Genomic DNA, 19,861 nt, shown 5'->3' on the forward strand with positions numbered 1-19,861 from the left:
GATGCATTCCGCCTTGCCGGCCGACGCGCTGGACCAGTTGTTCCGCACCGCCCGCACCCACAACGAGATCGGCGGTGAGGTCAGCGACGAGTTGCTGCACCAGCTTTACGACCTGCTCAAGTGGGGACCGACCACGGCCAATTCCTCCCCGGCGCGCTTTGTGTTCGTGAAGTCGGCGGAGGCCAAGGCCAAGCTCGGTCCGGCGCTGGACGAAGGCAATTACGCCAAGACCATGGCCGCGCCGGTGACGGTGATCGTCGCCTACGACACGACCTTCTTCGAGAAGATGCCGTACCTGTTCCCGCACACCGACGCCAGGAGCTGGTTCGACAGCAAGCCCGCAGCCGCGATCGAGACCATCTGCCTGCGCAACGGCAGCCTGCAGGGCGCCTACCTGCTCCTGGCCGCGCGCGCGCTGGGCCTGGATTGCGGGCCGATGTCGGGCTTCGATAATGCCAAGGTCGACGCGGCGTTCTTTGCGGGCACGCCTTGGAAATCGAACTTCCTCGTCAACCTCGGCCATGGCGATGCGCAAAAGCTGTTCCCGCGCTCGCCCCGCCTCGCCTTCGACGAGGCCGCGCGCATCGTCTGATCTGGGTTCTGATCTGTTTTGCGAATCTTCCGGCGCGTTACGCGCCTCCCTGCATCACCACATTTCCACGGAGTCCACCATGTTCAAACCCCTGACCCTCGCCGCCGCGCTGTTCCTGGCGGGTAATACCCTGGCTGGCAACGCCTTCGCTGCCCCGGTGTCGTACAAGATCGATCCCAACCACACCAACGTCATCGCCGGCTGGACCCACTTCGGCTTCTCGCACCCGACCGCGCGCTTCGGCGAGGTCGATGGCGTGATCGTCTACGACGCCGCCCATGTCGGCCAGTCGTCGGTCAAGGTCACCATCCCGCTGACCGGTCTCGACACCGGTGTGCCGGATCTGGACGAGCATCTGCGCAGCGGCGATTTCTTCGACGCCGGGCAGTTCCCGGTCATCACCTTCGCCAGCACCAAGACCGAACCCGCCGGCGACAACAAGCTGCGCGTGATCGGCGACCTCACCGTGCACGGCGTGACCAAGCCGGCGGTGCTCGAGGTGACCCTGAACAAGTCCGGCGAGCATCCGCTGGGCAAGCGTGCGGCCATCGGCTTCGACGCCAGCACCACGATCAAGCGCAGCGAGTTCGGCATCGCCAAGTTCGTCCCCAACGTCAGCGACGACATCACCATCCGCATCACCACCGAGGCGATGGTGCCGAAGCCGGACGCGGCCAAGAAGTAAGCCGCGATGATCATCGAGCGTCCCGCCGATGCGCGTGGCCGTGGGGGTGCCGACTGGCTTGCCAGCCGGCACACCTTCTCCTTCGCGAGCTATTACGACCCCGCGTGGATGGGTTTCGGTGCGCTGCGGGTGATCAACGACGATCGCGTCGCCGCCGGTGCGGGCTTCCCCCCGCATCGCCACGCCAACATGGAAATCCTCAGCTACGTGCTCGAGGGCGCACTGGCTCATCGCGACGACAGCGGCGGTGGCGGCGTGATCCGCGCCGGCGAGTTGCAGTGGATGAGCGCCGGCCATGGCATCGAGCACAGCGAATACAACGCCAGCGATGCCGAGCCCGTGCACTTCCTGCAGATCTGGATCCAGCCCGACCGCCTCAACGCGCGGCCGGCCTATGGGCAACGGGTGGCGGCAGGCGACGAATCCCGCGGACGCTGGGCGTTGCTGGCCTCGCCCGACGGCGCCGATGGCAGCCTCGCCATCCGCCAGGACGCGCGGCTGTACCTCACGCGGTTGGAGGCAGGCGCCGGGATCGGGCAGCCGTTGGATCCGCAGCGCCGCTACTGGCTGCAGGTCGTGCGCGGCGCCGTCGAAGCGGCGGGCAGGAAGCTCGCCGCCGGCGATGCCATCGGCCTGACCGAGGAAAGCGGAACTTTGCAGCTCGCGGCCACCGAGGCCAGCGAAGTGCTGCTGTTCGACCTGCCGTAGGCGGACTCAGCCGCGTTCCACTGAGGGGGCGGACCGCGAGCCCGGGTAAGCACAATGTACCGTCGAAAAGCCGGTCGCCACCTGCCTCGGCGCGCTGCGGCGCGCTGAACCGGGCCGCTAGTGGAAGATCATCGCGGCGCCCTACAATGCGCCCCCACGCTTCACGAAGTCGCACGCCATGACTGCCGCCCCGATTCATCCGACCCAGGCCAACGCCGAGAAGCGCTACGTCGTCACCCGCGCCGACCTGCCGCTGAGCTGCCCGCTGCCGTCGATGGCGCTGTGGAACTCGCATCCGCGCGTGTACCTGCCCATCGAAGCCGAACGCGAATGCCAGTGCCCGTACTGCGGCGCGCACTTCGTGCTCGAAGATTGACCGCCGTCATCCCGATCTCTTCGATCAGCTAAGGACAGGCCATGCGAGCGCCCCGCCGCATTCCGATCGCCATCGAGGCGCCGGTGGTTTGCCATTACCGGCCGCGGGCGCGGCTTAAACCCTGGCGTGTCGTCGGGTCTGTCGCGGGCCCATGCGCCGCCTGACAGTTGTGCAGTTGCTGCCCGCGCTGGAATCCGGCGGGGTCGAACGTTCCACGCTCGAGATCGCCGAGGCGCTGGTGCGCGCCGGCCATCGCGCCATCGTCGTCTCCGCCGGCGGTCGGCTGGTGCCGGCATTGCAGGCCTTGGGCGCCGAACACATCACCCTGGACATCGGCCGCAAGTCGCTGCTGACACTGCGCCATGTCCGCGCGCTGCGCGCCTTGTTCGCGCACGAACGCGTCGACCTCGTGCACGCGCGTTCGCGCCTGCCGGCGTGGCTGGCGGTGTTCGCCTTGCGCGGCATGCGCAACCGGCCGCGCTTCGTCACCACCGTGCACGGACTCAATTCGCCCTCGCGCTACAGCGCGGTGATGACGCGCGGCGAGCGTGTGATCTGCGTGTCCGACACCGTGCGCCACTACGTGCTGAAGCATTACCCGGCGACCGACGCGGCCAGGCTGCGCGTGATTCCCCGTGGCATCGACACGGCGATGTTCCCGCGCGCGCCGTACCCGGATGCCGCCGCACGGGCGTGGGCAGCGACGCAGCATCCGGCCCTGGCGACGCCTGGCCCGTTGCTGCTGCTGCCCGGGCGCGGTACACGCCTCAAGGGCCACGCCGATGCGCTCAGGCTGCTGGCGGGGCTGCGCGCTGCGGGCAGCGCGGCCACGCTGTGGTTGCCGGGCGCGCGCGAGGCCGGCCGCGAGGCTTACATCGCCGAACTCGAACGCGAAGCCGCTGCGCTTGGCGTCGCCGAGGCCGTCGCCTTCACTCCGCCCACCCACGAGATCGCGCGCGCTTACGCGGCCAGCGACCTGGTGCTGCAGCTCTCGCGCAAACCCGAATCCTTCGGCCGCACCGTCGTCGAGGCGCTGTCCGTGGGGCGTCCCGTGCTCGGCTGGGCCCATGGCGGCGTGGGCGAACTGCTCGCACAGTTGCAACCACGCGGCGGCGTCGCCCCCTTCGATGCCGACGCACTGCTGCAGGCCGCACGCGACCTGCTGGCGCAGCCGCCGTCGCCTCCGGCTACCATTCCGCACACGCTGCGCGCGATGCAGGAGTCCACGCTTGCCGTCTACACCGAACTCTGTGGCTGAGGCCCCTGCCGCCATCCATGGCGACCAGGAGGGTGGCTGGCACTGGGCGCCCGCCTGGATCCTCACCTATGTCGCCCTGTGGCCGGCGCCGGGTTATGCCGAAGCGGTCCTCGTGCTGGGCGCCCTGGCGGCGATCTTCAAACTGGTGGTGTCGCGCTTCCGCGGCGGCGCGCAACTGCTGAGCAACCATGCCTGGGCGCTTACGAGCGTGCTGTTCTGCGCCTACTGGGTGCCGGAACTGGTGTCCGCCATCGACAGCATCGATCGCGCGCACTCGTTCGCGCAGACCGCCGAAGACCTGCGTTACCTGCCGTTCCTGTGGCTGGTCGCCTCCGCGGTGGCCAGTCCGCGCGGACGCCGCGTCACCTTCACCGGGCTGGCCGTCATCGTCGGCGTGTGGACGCTGGATGCGCTGGTGCAGGCGTTCACCGGCACCAGCCCGCTGTTCTTCGGCATCGATTCGATCAAGCAGGCCATCAGCCACCATCCGATGTGCACGAGCGAGGAAGTCGCCGCGGCCGACCGCCTCAGCGGCGTGCTGGGGCCGTGCAACCTGAAGCTCGGCCAGGTGCTGGCGAGCATGTCGCCGTTCGCGTTGTACGCCGCGGGTCGCCGCTTCCACGCGACGGGCTGGCTGGTCGCCGCCGCCACGATCGGCCTGGTGCTGCTGTTGGCCGGTTCGCGCGCATCGTGGATCACCTTCGCCGTGGTGCTGGTGTTGTCGGGCTGGGGCCTGTTGGGATGGAAGCGACTGCTCGGCGTGTTCGCCTTCGGTGCGATCGCCATGGCGGTGATGACGGCGACCGTGCCGCAGGTACGCGAACGCATGCAGCGCACCACGCATGCGTTGACCGCGGACGAGACCGGTGTCGACAGCGCGCTGTCGGGCCGTGGTCGCATCTGGGGCGCGGCGCTGTGCATGGCACGCGAACATCCGGTCAACGGCGTGGGCGCGCGCGGTTTCCGCGAAGCCTTCCCCGCCTGCGATCCCGATCCATCGCAGCCGCCGGCCTGGGGCAGCGGTCCCGCGCTGCATGCGCACCAGATCGTGCTCGAGATCCTCAGCGAAACCGGCGGCATCGGCCTGCTGCTGTGGCTGTCGGGCGTCGCCCTGGCGTGGCGGGCATGGCGTTTCGCCGACGAGGCCGCGCGCGAGGATGCCCGTCCGGCCATGCTCGCGCTGGCCGCGACCGTATTCCCGTTCAACACCCACCTGGCGTTCTACTCCACGTTCTGGGGTGGGCTGACGCTGTTGCTGGCGGCGTTGTACGCCGGCAGCCTGCTCTCGCGCGGCGTGCGCGGCGCGGCGGTCGCTAGGTAGCCGCCCGCTGCGTCTTGTATGGCGACACCATGCCCGCCGGGCGCCGTTTGAAGCGGCGGTGGATCCACAGGTACTGGCTCGGCGCCTCGCGCACCATCGCCTCGATGCTGGCATTGACGCGTGCGCTGTCGGCGGTGGCGTCGCTGGAGGGGAAATCCGCCAGCGGTGCGCCCACGCGCAACACGTAATCCGCGCCTTCGCGGCGATGGAAGAACGGGATCACCGCGCAGCCGCTCAGGCGCGCGAACTGGTGCGTGGCGGTGATCGTCGCCGCCGGTACGCCGAAGAACGGCGCGAACACAGTGTCCTTGCCGCGCATGTCCTGGTCCGGCGCGTACCAGAGGAAGCCGCCCTGCTTGAGGTGGCGCATCGCCGGGCGGATCTCGTCGTTGCTGTACATCGCGCAGGCATAACGCAGCCGGCCGCGCTTGACCGCCCACTCCAGCACCGGGCTGCGCAGGCGGCGGTACATGCCGGCGAGCGGGATGTGGTCGCACATCAGGCGTCCGCACAGTTCCAGGGTCATGAAGTGGCCGGAGACGAACAGGACGCCGCGCTTTTGCGCCTGCAGCGCGCGCACGTGCTCCAGGCCTTCGATGGTGACGGTGCGGCGCATGGGTTCCGCCGAACCCCACCATGCCCGCGCGAATTCGAACAGGCCGATACCGACGTCGCGGAAGTGCGCGCGCAGCAGGCGTTCGCGCGCGGCTTCGTCCAGTTCGGGAAAACACAGCGCGATGTTGATGCGCGCGGCACGGCGGCGCGTGGGGATCAGCATCCGCGCCAGCCATCCCGCCACGCGGCCCAGTGCGCGCTGCAGCGGCCACGGCAATCGCGCGGCGGTCCACATCGCGGCGTAGGCGAGCCACATCGGCCAGTGTCGCGGGCCACGCGGGGGCGTGCCGGGATCGGTGGGGCTGGCGACGGGGGTGGACGGATGCGCTTCGGACATGGGGCGATTCTAACGATGCCGTGGAAGCAGCAGGCCAGCGAGGGTGGTGGCAACTTCGTTATCCTTCGCCGATGCCGCCAGTAACGAAGCCTGATCTCGTCGAGCGCCTCCTGCGCGTCCTGTATTCGGCGGCCCTGTACCTGCTTGCTCCCATCACGATCTATCACCTGATCTGGCGCGGCTTCCGCCAGCCTGCCTACCTGCAACGCTGGGCGGAGCGCTACGCGGTCTACAACCAGGATCCGATGCCCCCGCGCACGCTGTGGGTGCACGCGGTGTCGGTTGGCGAGGTGAATGCCGCGTTGCCGCTCGTGCAGGCGCTGCGCCGCACCTATCCCGACCTGCGCCTGCTGGTCACCACGATCACGCCGACCGGGTCCGAGCGCGTGCGCGCGCTGTGGAAGGACGAGGTGGAGCACGTCTACCTGCCCTACGACCTGCCTGGTGCGGTCGGGCGCTTCCTTGATCACTACCGACCCTTCGCGGCGCTGATCATGGAGACCGAGTTGTGGCCGAACCTGCTGTTCGGCTGCCGCGATCGCGGGATTCCCAGCTACATCCTCAATGCGCGCCTGTCGGCGCGTTCGCTGCATGGCTACCAGGTGCTGGCGCCGCTGGTGGGGCGCGCGTTGCGAACCGTGCATACGGTCGCGGCGCAATCGCATGCCGACGCGCAGCGTTTCGTACACCTGGGCGCGCGCGAGGAGCAGGCGCTGGAAGTGGGCAACCTCAAGTACGACGTCAACGTGCCCGACAGCGTCGCGCAGTTCGCCACCGGGTTCCGCGCGCACGTCCCGGGCCGGCCGGTATGGATCGCGGCGAGTACGCACGAGGACGAGGAAGCCGACGTCATCGCGATCCACCGACGCCTGCGCGCGGCGTTCCCCGACCTGCTGCTGTTGTGGGCGCCGCGGCATCCCGAACGCTTCCGCGCGGTGGCCGAACAGGCGCGCAGTGCGGGCTGGCGGGTTTCCGCCCGGGCGCGTGGCGGCTGGCCGCAACGCGATGACGCGGTGTTCGTGGTCGACACACTGGGCGAGCTGGTGAATTTCTACGCCTGTGCCGATGTCGCCTTCGTCGGCGGCAGCCTGCAGGCCATCGGCGGCCACAACCTGCTCGAGCCGGCGGCGACGGGGACCGCGATCGTGACCGGTCCGCACCTGCACAACTTCGCCGAGATCGCGCAACGACTCGAGCAGGCAGGCGCGCTGGAGATCGGCGCCGATGCGGAGGCCATCGGCCGCGATGTCGCCGCCCTGCTCGGGGATCCGCAGGCGCGGGCGCGCATGGTCCAGGCCGGGCGCATGCTGATTGAAACCGGACGCGGTGCGGTGGCGCGCACCCTGGCCCTGCTGGAGCCGGTACTGCGCCCGCGCGGTTGAGGCGAGGGCCGGCATCGCGGCCACCAGTAAAAAACAAAGGCGGCCATCGGCCGCCTTCGTTGCATCGCCATCCGCCGCGTTTTATTGCAACGGCGTCTGTAGCTTGGCCTCGGTATCCACCGTCAGCAATGCGTTGATCTCCTTCATGTCATCCACGTCGAGCGTGCCGGCGGCCTGCTCGAGCAGGAGGCGGGCCTGCAGGAAGTTGTAGCGGGTCTGCGCATAGGCCAGCTGGGCGCGGAACAGGTTCTGCTGGTTGGTCAACACGTCCAGCACGGTGCGGGTGCCGACTTCCAGGCCGACCTGCGAGGCGTCATAGGCGGCACGGGCGGAAACCAGCGCCAGGCGGCGGGCTTCCACTTCGCTGATACCGGCGACCAGGGTCTGGTAGGCATTGCGCGTATTGCGGTCGAGCGCGCGCTTCTGCTGGGTCAGTTCGTCTTCGGTGACGTCGCGGCGCGCGAGCGCCTGGCGCACGGTGGACTGGGTGAAGCCGCCGGTGTAGATCGGCACCGACAGGGTCACGCCGATGAATGGACCATAGTTGTGGTTGTCGATGTCAGACGAGAACGGGCCGCCGGTGCTGGTGAAGTTGTTGTCGCCCCAGGTCTTGGTGTCGCCGTAGCCGCCGTTGAGGTACAGCGTCGGGTAGTGCCCCGCGCGTGCGGTGCTCACGTCAGCCTCGGCCGACTGCAGTTGCAGTTGCTTGGCCTTCAGTGCCGGGTTGTTCGTGGCGGCGGAGTCCACCCATTGGTCGATGCCGGTGGACTCCGGCAGGGTCGGCTTGAAGTCTTCCGGCAGGCCCTTCAGGTTCGTCACGGGCTGGCCGGTGAGTTCGCGCAGCGCCTGGTAGGAATCCTCGACCGCGTTGCGGACCAGGATGGTGTTGGCGCGCGCGCTGTCGTACTGGGCGCGGGCTTCATGCACGTCGGTGATCGGCGCGAGGCCGACCTCGAGGCGCTTGGAGGCGAAATCGAACTGCTTCTTCAGCGCGGTTTCGGCGGCCTCGGCGGCAGCGAGTGATTCCAACTGCACCAGGACCTGGAAATAGGCGTCCGAGGTGCGGGTGATCAGGGCGTCCGCGGCCGAGTCGAGCTGGTAATCGGCCGCTTCGGTCAGGGCGTTGGCGCTCTTGAGACGGGTGAAGTTGCTGTGGTCATAGACCATCTGGCGCACGTTGACGCTCAGGTCCCGGGTCGTGGTTTCCGACTTGCTGCGGCTGATGAAGATGTCGTTCGGGGTGGTCGGATCGTTATCCGGATCGATCGTGCTTTCGCCGGGATTGGTGCTGCGATTCCGGTTCATGGTCGCATCCGCGCCGATCTGCGGCAGCAGCGCGGAGCGGGCCTGCACCGAACCTTCACGGATGGCGAGGCGGGTGGATTCGGCACCGGAGAACTGCGGATCGCCTGCGCGCGCCAGTTCGTAGGTCTGCAACAGGTCTTCGGCGTGGGCTGCGACGGGCAGCAGGGCCGAGGTGCTGATGACAGCGGCTAGTGCGAGAACAAGCGGATGACGGCGGCTCATGCAAGGTCCTTGTTTTTATACAACTCGTTACAACTCGAACGTGGGCGCCGGCGCAGCGCCGGCGAGGTAGGGGAGATCGGTCTCGAACAGGGATTCGATGCGCGGCGAGCCCGACTGGTTGCGCAGCAGGACGGCTTCCATCGCCGGCGACCGGCCGCGCACGATGAACATGCGGCCATCCGGTTGCAGCCAATCGATGAAGCGCGTCGGGATCGTGGACACGGCGGCCGTGACGCAGATCGCGGCGAAACGGCGGCTGCTTTCCCACGAGAACGCATCGGCGGTGATCACGTTGACATTGCCGATGCCCCGTGCGGCCAGGTTGGCGCGCGCGGCGTCGGCGAGATCGGCGTGGCGTTCGAGGCTGACCACCTCGCGCGCCAGCTGGCCCAGGCAGGCGGCGAGGAAGCCGCTGCCGGTGCCGATTTCCAGAACATCGTCGCCCGGAGCGAGTCCAAGCGCCTGCAGGGCGCGGCCTTCGACCACCGGCTTCATCATCACTTCGCCGTGGCCCAAGGGCAGGGCGAGGTCGGTGTAGGCCAGGGTGCGGTGCGCGGCGGGCACGAAGCCTTCGCGCGGCAGCGTGGCGAGGACGTCGAGCACGCGCGGGTCGAGCACGTCCCAGGGGCGAACCTGCTGTTCGACCATCAGTTCACGGGCCTTGGCGAAATCGATCGTGCTCATCTCGGGGATTCTGTAGGGGACGGCGGGGTGCCAATTCTAACGACTGGGCTTGCCCATCGCCGTGGAAAGGATCGCTGCCGGGCCGATTTCCGCCTTAGTGCCAGAAGTAACCAAGACTGAAGTAACCAGAGCGTGCTCAGCGCTTGCGTGCCGGCGTGGCCTGGTAGGCGCGCAGGAACATGTCGACGGTCGCCTGCACGTGCGCCTCCGCTTCGACCGGGTCGATCTGCTCGATGCAGCCGCACAGCAGGAGCATGTTCATCTCGCCCTTGAGCATGCACAGGAATTGTGAGGCGGCACGCTGCACGTCCGGGATATCCAGCGCACCCGCGGCGATCTCGTCCCGAAGGAAGGAGGCCAGGGCCTCCTGCACCAGGCGCGGCCCCGCGTCCCAGAACAGCTGGCCGAGCTTGGTCGGCGGCGGCTGCGTGGTCACCACGCGATGGATCGCGAGCGATTCCTCACTGTTGATCAGGGTGACGAAGGCGCGGCCGATGCCGAGCAGTTGATTGCGCAGCGAGGAATCCGGGTCGACCGCGAACAGGCCATTGGCCAGTTGTTCCTCGCACTTGGCGGTGATGGCGGCGGAGAACAGCGTCTCCTTGTCGCCGAAGTGGCTGTAGACGGTGAGCTTGGAGACGCCGGCCTCGGCGGCGATCTGATCCATGCTCACGCGCTCGAACCCGTGCGCCGTGAACATGCGCTTGGCCGCTTCCAGGATCGCGGCGCGCTTGCCCAGGTCCTTGGGCCGGCCGGGGCTGCTGGGTTTGGGGGTCGGGATTTTCGAGGGTGCGGACTTCATGGGGTCAGATACTAGACTAGCGGGTTTTATAAATATACAGTACCGGCTAGTTCACTAATTCCCCCGTATGAGGGCTGGCGCCATGAGTAGCAAATTCCCCCACGTTTTTGGCGGTCTTGCGGTCCTGGCCGCGGCGGTCGCCCTGGCGGGCTGCAATAGCGAGGCCCGTACGACCGAGGCGCCGCGGCCGGTGCTGGTAATGCATCCCGGTGGCGGCGCCGAAGCCGCGCTCACCGCCTACGCCGGCGAAATCCGGGCCCGCGAGGAGAGCCCGCTGTCCTTCCGCGTGGCCGGCAAGCTGGTGCGGCGCGATGTCGATGTCGGCGCGCACGTGCGCCAGGGCGACGTGCTCGCCGTGCTGGATGCGGGCGATCTCGCCGCGCAGGCCCGCGCCGCGCAGGCGCAGCTGACCGCCGCGGAAGCTGAACTCGGCCGCGCCCGCGCCGATCAGGCCCGCTACGCCAAGCTCGCCGGCCAGCAGCTGGTCAGTCGCTCGGCGCTGGACGCACAGAACGCCGCCGCCACCGCGGCGCAGGGCCAGGTCAATGCCGCGCGCGCCAACCTCGATGTGGCCCGCAACCAGTCGGCCTATACGCAGCTGCGCGCGCCGCATGACGGCATGATCGCCAGCCGTGCCGCCGAGGCCGGGCAGGTCGTCGGTGCCGGACAGACCGTTTTCACCATCGCCGCCGACGGCGGCCGCGAAGTCGCCATCGCACTGCCGGAAAGCCGCATCCGCGAGTTCCGCGTCGGCCAGCCGGTAGCGGTAGAACTGTGGAGCGCGCCGGGCCAGCGCCTGCCGGGCACGATCCGCGAAATCGCCCCGGCCGCCGATCCGCAGGCGCGCACCTATGCCACGCGCGTTGAGCTCACCGGCGCGGCGGCCAAGGCGGTCGACCTGGGCCAGAGCGCCCGCGTGTACGTGCAGGACAGCGGGACGCGCGCCGCGCTCAACGTGCCGCTGTCGGCGATCCAGCGCGGTGCCGGCGACGCCACCGCGGTCTGGGTGGTCGATCCGTCCACCAGCAGGCTGCATCTCGCGCCGGTGCAACTGGGTGCCTTCGGCGAAACCACCGCGCCCGTGCTGTCCGGCGTGAATCCCGGCGCCTGGATCGTCACCGCCGGCGGCCACCTGCTACGCGAAGGCCAGGTGGTCGCGCCGGTGGATCGCGAGAACCGCCCCATCGCCATGGCCGCCACGAAGCCGGTAGCCCTGACGGCCCGTTGATCCTTCCACTCCTCCTTCTCCCCGCGTGCGGGGAGAAGGTCGGGATGAGGGGAGCGCCGCAGGCGCAAAAGCAGTCCCTCATCCGCCCTTCCCCCAGCGAGCTGTCGCTCGCTTCGCCTTTCTCCCCGCGACGCGGGGAGAAGGGACTCTCAAATACGGAACGCTGACCTATGCGTCGTTTCAACCTGTCCGAGTGGGCGCTCAACAACCGCACTCTCGTCGTCTACGCGATGCTGCTGCTGGCGCTGATCGGCGCCTGGTCGTACCGCCACCTGGGCCAGTCCGAGGATCCGCCCTTCACCTTCAAGGCGATGGTGGTGCGCACGCTGTGGCCGGGCGCCACCGCCGACGAGGTCTCGCGTGAAGTCACCGAGCGCATCGAGAAGCAGCTGATGCAGACCGGCAAGTACGAGTTCATCCGCTCGTACTCGCGCCCGGGCGAATCGCTGGTGACTTTCGTCGCGCGCGATTCGCTGCATTCGAAGGACATCCCGGATGTCTGGTACCAAGTGCGCAAGAAGGTCGGCGACATCCGCCCCACGCTGCCGGAAGGCACCGTCGGCCCGTTCTTCAACGACGAATTCGGCGACACCTTCGGCAACATCTACGCCTTGACCGGCAAGGGCTTCGACTACGCCGTGCTCAAGGACTACGCCGAGCGCGTGCAACTGGAACTGCAGCGCGTACCCGACGCTGGCAAGATCGAGCTGGTCGGGCTGCAGGACGAGAAGATCTGGATCGAGGTCAGCAACACCAAGCTGGCCACGCTGGGCATTCCGCTCGATGCCGTGAAGAGTGCACTGGAGCAGCAGAACGCGGTGGTGCCGGCGGGCTTCTTCGAGACCCCGACCGAGCGCGTGCAGCTGCGCATCACCGGGGCCTTCAAGTCGGTGGAGCAGATCCGCGACTTCCCGATCCGCACTGGCGGCCGCACGATCCGCCTCGCCGACGTGGCGACGGTGACGCGCGGCTTCAGTGATCCCGCCGCGCCGCGCATGCGTTTCATGGGCGAGGATGCCATCGGTATAGCCGTCGCGATGAAGGACGGCGGCGACATCCTCAAGCTCGGCAAGACCCTGGAAAGCGAGTTCAAGCGCCTGCAACGGTCGCTGCCGGCCGGCATGGAGCTGCGCAAGGTCTCCGACCAGCCCGCGGCCGTGCACGAATCGGTCGGTGAGTTCGTGCGCGTGCTGGCCGAAGCCGTGGCGATCGTGTTGCTGGTGAGCTTCTTCTCGCTCGGCTTCCGCACCGGCATGGTGGTGGCAGTCAGCATTCCGCTGGTGCTGGCGATGACCTTCGCGGTGATGCACTACTTCGGCATCGGCCTGCACAAGATCTCGCTGGGTGCGCTGGTGCTGGCGCTGGGCCTGCTGGTCGACGACGCGATCATTGCCGTGGAGATGATGGCGATCAAGATGGAGCAGGGCTTCTCGCGCCTCAAGGCCGCGAGCTTCGCCTACGAGACCACCGCGTTCCCGATGCTCACCGGCACGCTGGTGACGGCGGCCGGCTTCCTGCCGATCGCGACGGCGGCATCGAGCACGGGCGAGTACACGCGCTCGCTGTTCCAGGTGGTGACGATCGCGCTGCTGGTGTCGTGGATCGCCGCGGTGCTGTTCATTCCCTATCTGGGCGACCGCATGCTGCCCGACCTGCACAACGCCCATGCCAAACCATCGTTCTGGCAACGACTGCGCGCATTGAGCTCCTTCCCCCGCAAGCGGGGGAAGGCTGGGAAGGGGGCTGCGGATGCGGACTTACCCCCACCCCAACCCTCCCCCGCAGGCGGGGGAGGGAGTGACGTGCACGATCCGTACGGGTCGAAGTTCCATGTCGCCTTCCGCAACCTGTTGGACGCCTGCCTGCGCCGCCGCTGGCTGGTGATCGGCCTGACCGCGGGTGCGTTCGTGCTGTCGGTCGCGATGTTCCGTTTCGTGCCGCAGCAGTTCTTCCCCGATTCCACCCGCGTCGAACTGATGGTCGACATGGAACTGGCCGAAGGCGTCTCCCTGCGCTCGACCGAGACGCAGGCGAAGAAGCTGGAGGCGCTACTGAAGAAGCGCGAAGGCATCGACAACTACGTGGCCTACGTCGGCACCGGTTCGCCGCGCTTCTACCTGCCGCTCGACCAGCAGCTGCCGCAGGCCAACTTCACCCAGTTCGTGGTGCGCGCCAAGGACACCGAGGCGCGCGAGGAACTGCGCCACTGGCTGATCAACGACGTCGCCCCGAAGTTCCCCGAACTGCAGCTGCGCGTGACACGCCTGGAGAACGGGCCGCCGGTGGGCTACCCGGTGCAGTTCCGCGTGTCCGGCGAACACATCGACCGGGTGCGCGCGCTGGCGAAGCAGGTCGAAGCGAAGGTGCGCGAGAACCCGAACGTCGCCAACGTCAACCTCGACTGGGACGAGCCCAGCAAGGTGGTGAAACTGGTGATCGACCAGGACCGTGCGCGTGCGCTGGGCGTGAGCTCGGCGGAAGTGGCGCGCTTCCTGTCGGGTTCGCTGTCCGGCCTGCACGTCAGCACCTACCGCGAAGGCAACGAGCTGGTCGAGATGCTGATGCGCGGGCCCGCCGAGGAACGCGCGCGCCTGGACCTGCTCGGCAGCCTCGCCGTGCCCACCGCTAACGGGCCGGTGCCGCTGTCGCAGATCGCCAAGCTCGAATACGTGTTCGAGGACGGCGTGATCTGGCACCGCGACCGCTTGCCGACGGTGACCGTGCGCGCCGACATCCGCAACACGCTGACCGCGCCGACCGTGGTCGCGCAGATCCTGCCGACCCTGGAAGGCATCCGCGGGCAGCTGCCGGAGGGCTACCTGCTGCAGACCGGCGGCGCGGTCGAGGATTCCGCCCGCGGGCAGAACTCGATCAACGCCGGCATGCCGCTGTTCCTGCTGGTGGTGGTGACGCTGCTGATGCTGCAGCTTCGCAGCTTCGCGCGCACCGCGCTGGTGCTGCTGACCGCGCCGCTGGGGCTGATCGGGGTGACGTTGTTCCTGCTGGTGTTCCGCGTGCCGTTCGGCTTCGTCGCCATGCTCGGCACGATCGCGCTCGGCGGCATGATCATGCGCAACTCGTTGATCCTGGTCGACCAGATCGAACACGACATCGCGGCCGGCAACGACCGCTGGCATTCGATCATCGAGGCGACCGTGCGCCGCTTCCGCCCGATCGTGCTGACCGCGCTCGCCGCGGTGCTGGCGATGATTCCGCTCACGCGCAGCGCGTTCTTCGGACCGATGGCGGTGGCGATCATGGGTGGCCTGATCGTGGCCACGGTGCTGACGCTGCTGTTCCTGCCGGCGCTGTACGCGACGTGGTTCCGGGTGCGCCGCGATGAGAGCCGAGCTGCGGGTCAGAACAACGCGCCGCAGCACGCCTCAGAAGCAGGCGGCGGCTGACGTCTTTGCGGCGGGCCATCCGGAGGCTCTCTCCCCCCTCCCGGACTTTCGGATGGCTCGCCGCACCCATTCTTCACTGCCGACACGCAACCGCGCGTCCGTCTCAGCCCAGCAGCTCCGCGCGCAGCGCGTCGTAATCAGCTGCCATCGGCCACCCTTGCGCAGGCCGCGCCAGCCACGCCGCCAGCGCGGGTGGCAGTTCCACCGCATGCTCGACCAGCGGTTCGACGATGCTGTCGAACTTTGCCGGATGCGCGGTCGCGACCACGGCCCAGGGGCGCGTATCGGCGGCTTCGCGCAGGCGTTCAAGCACGCACAGGCCGACGGCGGTGTGCGGGCAGGGCACCACGCCATGGCGTTGCGGTGCCTCGCGGAGGGTGTCGCGGATGGCGTCGTCGTCCACGCTGAAGGCGCGCATGGCGCCGCGCAGTTCCGCATCGTCGCGGTGCCAGAAGCGCAGGCGCTCGAAATTGCTCGGTGCACCAACATCCATGGCATTCGCCAGCGTGGCGACGCTCGCGCGCGGAGCGTAGTCGCCGCCGGCGAAGTAGCGCGGCAGCGCGTCGTTGGCATTGCTCGCCAACACGATGTCGCCGATCGGCAGGCCCATGCACCGCGCCAACCAGCACGCCAGCGCATTGCCGAGGTTGCCGGTGGGTACGATGAAATTCAGCGGCACGCCGTGTCCGGCCCGGAATTCCAGCGCGGCATGCGCGTAGTAGGCCATCTGCGGCAGCAGACGGCCGAGGCTGATGCTGTTGGCCGAGCTCAGCGACAGGCGCGCGCGCAGCGACTCGTCGCTGAGCGCCTGCTTCACCAGGCGCTGGCAATCGTCGAAATTGCCGGCGACGCGGTAGGTGCGCACGTTGTCGCCGAAACATTCCAGGCCGTGCGCCTGGCGCGGCGCGACGCGGCCGTCGGGGTACAGGATCACCACGTTGAAGCCGGGGCGGCGGTGGAACGCGGCGCCGACCGCGGCACCGGTATCGCCCGAGGTGGCGACGAGAATAGTCGTGGGCGGCGCGGTGGGATCGCGCAGTCGCGCCAGCGATTCGGCGAGGAAGCGCGCGGCGTAATCCTTGAACGCGGCGGTGGGGCCATGGAACAGCTCGAGGACGTGATCATTGTCCGATGACGCCAGCGCGCGCAGCGGCGCGGGCCGGGCGAAGGCGGCGTCGCACAGTGCGGGCAGCGCCTCGCGCAGGTCCGATTGCAGGAAGTACGGGGCGAGCACCGCGCGGGCTGTCTGCGCCAGGGTGGCGCCAGCGCGATCCATGTCCGCGCGCGGTATCGATTCGGGCACGTAGAGTCCGCCGTCGGGCGCCAGTCCGGCCGCCAGTGCCACGTCCAGCGGCGCGGGCTCGACGCCACCGCGCGTGCTGGCGAACCTCATGCAACGAGCTCGGCGCGCGGCCCGTTCACCGGCGAAACGTAGACATCGCTCTCCAGGCCGGCACCGGCGAAGGCGACCTGCATTGCATGCGCCGCCCATGAGGCCTCGTCCGCGCTGGCAAACCAGCCGAACACCGTGGGCCCCGCACCGGAGATGCTCGCGCCGAGCGCGCCGTGCGCCAGCGCCGCCGCCTTCACTTCCGCGAAACCCGGAATCAACGCGGCGCGGCGTGGCTCGACCAGCACGTCGCGCAGGCCCTCGGCGATCAGCGACAGGTCGGCGCGTGCCAGTCCGGTGAGGAACAACGCCAAGTGCTCGCTTTGCCGCACGAAGTCGCCGATCGCATACGGCTGCACGAGCGCCGCGCGTGCATGTCGCGTCTCCAGCACGAAGTGCGGATGCACGGCGGCGCAGTACAACTCGGGTGCGGGCAGGCGGATCGCCCGTGTCGATGTCGCCAGCACGACGCCTCCGAACAACATCGGCGCGACGTTGTCGCCGTGCGTGCTGCCGCTCGCGACGGCCTCGCCGACCAGGGCGAGCGGGTAGAGGTCCTCGCGCTCCAGTGGCATGTCGAGCAGCGCATTCGCCGCCACCAGCGCCGCCACGCACGACGCGGCGGAGCCACCCAGGCCCGAGCCCAGCGGAATGCCCTTATGCAGGCGCAGTTCGAAGCCGTGCGCGATGCCATGGCGTTCGCGCAACTCGATCAGCGCGCGGCCTGCGGTGTTGAGCGGCGCATCGAGCGGCAGCTGCGCGACCCCGGCGACGTCGCCTTCGATCGCGCTGATGCGCACGACCGGTTCGCTGATGCGCGTGACCTGCGCGCGGTCGCCCGGCCCGGCGATGCTGTGGCCGAGCAGGTCGAAGCCGACGCCGATGTTGCCGACGCTGGCGGGGGCGAAGGCCGTGGTTTTGGTCGCGGTCATGGAGGCGGGCGGAGGGCGGAAGGGGGATGCGGCGACGGGGACAACGCTCATGGCCGTGCCCCCAGCGCCTGCGCGATGGCGAGAATATCGCCGAACACGCCCGCCGCCGTCACGTCGGGACCCGCGCCCGGTCCCTGCACCACCAGCGGATTGCAGGCGTAACGGCGGGTCCGGAACTGGACCAGGTTGTCGGTGAGCTGGCTGTGCAGGCTGGGGTGGTCCGGATCGGGCGAGACCAGGCCGACGCGTGCACGGCCTTCGCTGTCCAGTCGTGCGAGATAGCGGAGCGCGCGACCTTCGCGCCGCGCCGCGTCCAGCCGCGCCTGCAGCGGCGCATCGAGTTCCTGCAGTCGCGACAAAAATTCCTCGCGACCCACCTCGCGCAGCGCCGGTGGCACGAGGCTTTCGATTTCCACGTCTTCCAGCGACAGCTCGCGTCCGGCTTCGCGTGCCAGGATCACCAGCTTGCGCGCCACGTCGACTCCGCCGAGATCGTCGCGCGGATCGGGTTCGGTGTAGCCCAGTTCGCGCGCCTCGGCGACCAGCCGCGAGAACGGCACGCTGCCGTCGAAACGATTGAACAGCCAGGCCAGCGTGCCGGAAAACACGCCTTCGACTTCGGTGAGTTCGTCGCCGGTATCGAGCTGGTTGCGCAGGGTCTGGATCACCGGCAGGCCGGCGCCGACGGTGGCTTCGTAGCGGAAGTGGCCGCCGTGCCGGGTCGCCGCGCGGATCGCGCGATAGCGCTCCAGCGGACCGGCGCCGGCATGCTTGTTGGGCGTCACCACATGGATGCCGGCCGCGAGCCACTCGGCGTAATGCGCGGCGACCGCATCGCTGCCGCTGCAGTCGACGATCATGGCGTGCGGCAGGTGCTCGGCGCGCACGTGTGCGGCAAAACGGGCGAAGTCGAGCGCTTCGCCTTCCTCCAATGCTGCAACGGCCTCCGAGGGATCGAGTCTGCGTGGCGCCAGGTGCATGCGCCGGCTGTTGGCAATCGCGCGCAGGCGCAGGTCAAGGCCGCTTGCGCCTGTCTGCTTCGCTTCGATCGGAATGACCCCGGCGCCGCTGTAGCGCGACGCGGCCTGCGCCAGCTGTGCGAGCAGGGCGCGACCGACATTGCCGGGGCCGATCACGCCGACCGACAGCGTCTGCGGCGACAGCCAGAAGGCGGCGTGCGCAGCGCGCAATCCGCGCGTGGCGTCCTCGGCGGATACCGCGACCGAGACGTTGCGTTCGCTCGCACCCTGCGCGATCGCGCGGATGTTGACGCGCGCCTGGGCCAGGCCATTGAACAGGCGTGCGGACACGCCCGTCGTGCCGACCATGCCATCGCCCACCGCCGCAAGCACCGCGATACCGGGCGTGACGCGCACGCCTTCGACCTGGCCGTCGGCGATGGCGTCGCGGAATGCCGCCTGCACGGCCATGCGGCCGCGCTCGGCCTGATCGGCACGCAGCACGCAACAGATGGAATGTTCGGAGGAGCCCTGCGAGATCATCGTCACCGACACGCTGGCCGTATGCAGCGCGGCGAACATGCGCTCGGCCGTGCCAGGCACGCCAATCAGGCCGGCACCGGTGAGCTCGAGCAGCGCCATGTCGGAAACCAGGCTGAGCCCCTTCACCGGCGAGGCGGCGGGCGCCGAATCGGCGGTGATCAACGTGCCGGGCGCCTGCGGGCGCAGCGTGTTGCGGATGCGGATCGGCAGGCCTGCCTGCATCGCCGGCGCCATGGTCTGCGGATGCAGCACCCTGGCGCCGAAGTAGGCCAGTTCGCAGGCCTCGGCGTACGACATCGACTCCAGGCACACCGCGTCCGGCACCAAGCGCGGATCGGCGCTGAGCACGCCGTCGACGTCAGTCCAGATGGTCAGTTCGCTGGCATTGCACAGCACCGCGAAGATCGCCGCCGAATAGTCGCTGCCGTTGCGCCCCAACGTCGTCACCGCGCCATCGCTGCCGCGGGCGATGAAACCGGTGACGATGACGTTCGCCTGCCGGTTCGCCGCACGCCATGTGGCCAGGCGGGCACGGCTGCGCGGCCAGTCGACGCCGACCCCGAGTTCGCCGGGATGGACTGCGAGCACCTCACGCGCATCCAGTACTGCCCAGCCGGCGGCTGCGCCATCGAGCGTCGCCAGCAGCATGCGCGCAGACCAGACCTCGCCCGCGCCCTGCAGCGTCGCGAACCATTCCGGCCGGCGCGAGGGCGTGGACAGGGAGGCCTGCAATGCGGCGAATTCCGTTTCGAGCCATGCGACCAGCGCGTGCGCGCCCTCCGCGTCGAGTTCGCCTGCGACTGCGATATGACGGTCGCGCAGTGCCCTGAAATCGTCGTGCCAGCGCTGCCTGGCCAGTGCGGACTGTGCCAGCGAGGTCAGCGCATCGGTGACGCCCTGCATGGCCGAGACCACCACGATGCGCGGTGTACCCGTTCCGCGCAGCAGCGCCGCGACCTGCCGGAATCGTTCGGCGGTGGCGAGGCTGCTGCCACCGAATTTGTGCGCGTGGCACAACGCGGCGCCGGCCTGCGCGTGGGCGTCCGGCTTCGCCAGCGGCGAGGGAGGAGGATCGAAGGGCATGCGAGGGCTCCTGATAAGCCCCGCAGCCGCCGGAC

16 protein-coding genes are annotated in these 19,861 nt (G+C 68.9%); 9 read left to right on the plus strand and 7 right to left on the minus strand.

What is annotated here, in order from left to right:
* Window position 1 precedes the first annotated feature (1 nt).
* The 6 genes from ACYVGE_RS08715 (at window position 2) to ACYVGE_RS08740 (ending at window position 4,940) form a co-directional block, all read left to right on the plus strand.
* Window positions 2–592 (plus strand): malonic semialdehyde reductase, encoded by a 591-nt coding sequence (locus ACYVGE_RS08715; protein ID WP_460729010.1) that lies wholly within the window; start codon window positions 2–4, stop codon window positions 590–592.
* A gap of 79 nt (window positions 593–671) precedes the next feature.
* Complete coding sequence (locus ACYVGE_RS08720; RefSeq protein WP_460729012.1) at window positions 672–1,277, plus strand: YceI family protein; 606 nt, start codon at window positions 672–674, stop codon at window positions 1,275–1,277.
* A 6-nt stretch (window positions 1,278–1,283) separates the two neighbouring features.
* Window positions 1,284–1,985 (plus strand): pirin family protein, encoded by a 702-nt coding sequence (locus ACYVGE_RS08725; protein ID WP_460729014.1) that lies wholly within the window; start codon window positions 1,284–1,286, stop codon window positions 1,983–1,985.
* A gap of 178 nt (window positions 1,986–2,163) precedes the next feature.
* On the plus strand, window positions 2,164–2,361 hold the full coding sequence (locus ACYVGE_RS08730) for a zinc-finger domain-containing protein (protein WP_460729016.1): 198 nt from the start codon (window positions 2,164–2,166) through the stop codon (window positions 2,359–2,361).
* 151 nt (window positions 2,362–2,512) lie between these two features.
* Window positions 2,513–3,619: a glycosyltransferase family 4 protein gene (locus tag ACYVGE_RS08735; RefSeq protein WP_460729018.1), complete on the plus strand. Its 1,107-nt coding sequence runs from the start codon at window positions 2,513–2,515 to the stop codon at window positions 3,617–3,619.
* Entirely contained in the window at window positions 3,612–4,940 is a 1,329-nt protein-coding gene (locus tag ACYVGE_RS08740; RefSeq protein ID WP_460729021.1) for an O-antigen ligase family protein, read from the plus strand. Before ACYVGE_RS08735 ends, ACYVGE_RS08740 begins: the two co-directional genes overlap by 8 nt.
* On the opposite strand, the gene lpxL is transcribed toward ACYVGE_RS08740, so the two are convergent.
* Complete coding sequence (gene lpxL, locus ACYVGE_RS08745; protein ID WP_460729023.1) at window positions 4,933–5,892, minus strand: LpxL/LpxP family Kdo(2)-lipid IV(A) lauroyl/palmitoleoyl acyltransferase; 960 nt, start codon at window positions 5,890–5,892, stop codon at window positions 4,933–4,935. The two genes, ACYVGE_RS08740 and lpxL, sit on opposite strands and share 8 nt — an antisense overlap.
* A gap of 71 nt (window positions 5,893–5,963) precedes the next feature.
* On the opposite strand from lpxL, the gene waaA reads away from it, so the two are divergent.
* Complete coding sequence (gene waaA, locus ACYVGE_RS08750; protein ID WP_460729025.1) at window positions 5,964–7,274, plus strand: lipid IV(A) 3-deoxy-D-manno-octulosonic acid transferase; 1,311 nt, start codon at window positions 5,964–5,966, stop codon at window positions 7,272–7,274.
* An 81-nt stretch (window positions 7,275–7,355) separates the two neighbouring features.
* Here the strand turns inward: waaA and ACYVGE_RS08755 are convergent, their stop codons facing one another.
* From ACYVGE_RS08755 to ACYVGE_RS08765, 3 genes are all read right to left on the minus strand, one after another.
* On the minus strand, window positions 7,356–8,801 hold the full coding sequence (locus ACYVGE_RS08755) for a TolC family outer membrane protein (RefSeq protein WP_460729027.1): 1,446 nt from the start codon (window positions 8,799–8,801) through the stop codon (window positions 7,356–7,358).
* A gap of 27 nt (window positions 8,802–8,828) precedes the next feature.
* On the minus strand, window positions 8,829–9,485 hold the full coding sequence (locus ACYVGE_RS08760) for a protein-L-isoaspartate O-methyltransferase family protein (protein ID WP_460729029.1): 657 nt from the start codon (window positions 9,483–9,485) through the stop codon (window positions 8,829–8,831).
* Window positions 9,486–9,621: 136 nt separating this feature from the next.
* Entirely contained in the window at window positions 9,622–10,287 is a 666-nt protein-coding gene (locus ACYVGE_RS08765) for a TetR/AcrR family transcriptional regulator (RefSeq protein WP_460729031.1), read from the minus strand.
* Between the two features lie 82 nt (window positions 10,288–10,369).
* Between ACYVGE_RS08765 and ACYVGE_RS08770 the strand changes: the two genes are divergently transcribed.
* Together ACYVGE_RS08770 and ACYVGE_RS08775 are read left to right on the plus strand one after the other, a co-directional pair.
* Complete coding sequence (locus ACYVGE_RS08770) at window positions 10,370–11,515, plus strand: efflux RND transporter periplasmic adaptor subunit (RefSeq protein ID WP_460729033.1); 1,146 nt, start codon at window positions 10,370–10,372, stop codon at window positions 11,513–11,515.
* A gap of 170 nt (window positions 11,516–11,685) precedes the next feature.
* Complete coding sequence (locus ACYVGE_RS08775) at window positions 11,686–14,919, plus strand: efflux RND transporter permease subunit (protein ID WP_460729035.1); 3,234 nt, start codon at window positions 11,686–11,688, stop codon at window positions 14,917–14,919.
* A 103-nt stretch (window positions 14,920–15,022) separates the two neighbouring features.
* Here ACYVGE_RS08775 and thrC read toward each other — a convergent pair whose 3' ends face one another.
* The 3 genes from thrC to thrA are packed head-to-tail and all read right to left on the minus strand — an operon-like array spanning window position 15,023 to window position 19,826.
* Complete coding sequence (thrC, locus tag ACYVGE_RS08780) at window positions 15,023–16,312, minus strand: threonine synthase (protein ID WP_460729037.1); 1,290 nt, start codon at window positions 16,310–16,312, stop codon at window positions 15,023–15,025.
* Window positions 16,309–17,241 (minus strand): homoserine kinase, encoded by a 933-nt coding sequence (locus ACYVGE_RS08785; RefSeq protein WP_460729039.1) that lies wholly within the window; start codon window positions 17,239–17,241, stop codon window positions 16,309–16,311. The genes thrC and ACYVGE_RS08785 overlap by 4 nt, the downstream gene beginning before the upstream one ends.
* 47 nt (window positions 17,242–17,288) lie before the next feature.
* Complete coding sequence (gene thrA, locus ACYVGE_RS08790; RefSeq protein WP_460729041.1) at window positions 17,289–19,826, minus strand: bifunctional aspartate kinase/homoserine dehydrogenase I; 2,538 nt, start codon at window positions 19,824–19,826, stop codon at window positions 17,289–17,291.
* Window positions 19,827–19,861: the final 35 nt, after the last annotated feature.

Source organism: Lysobacter rhizosphaerae (assembly GCF_054779795.1).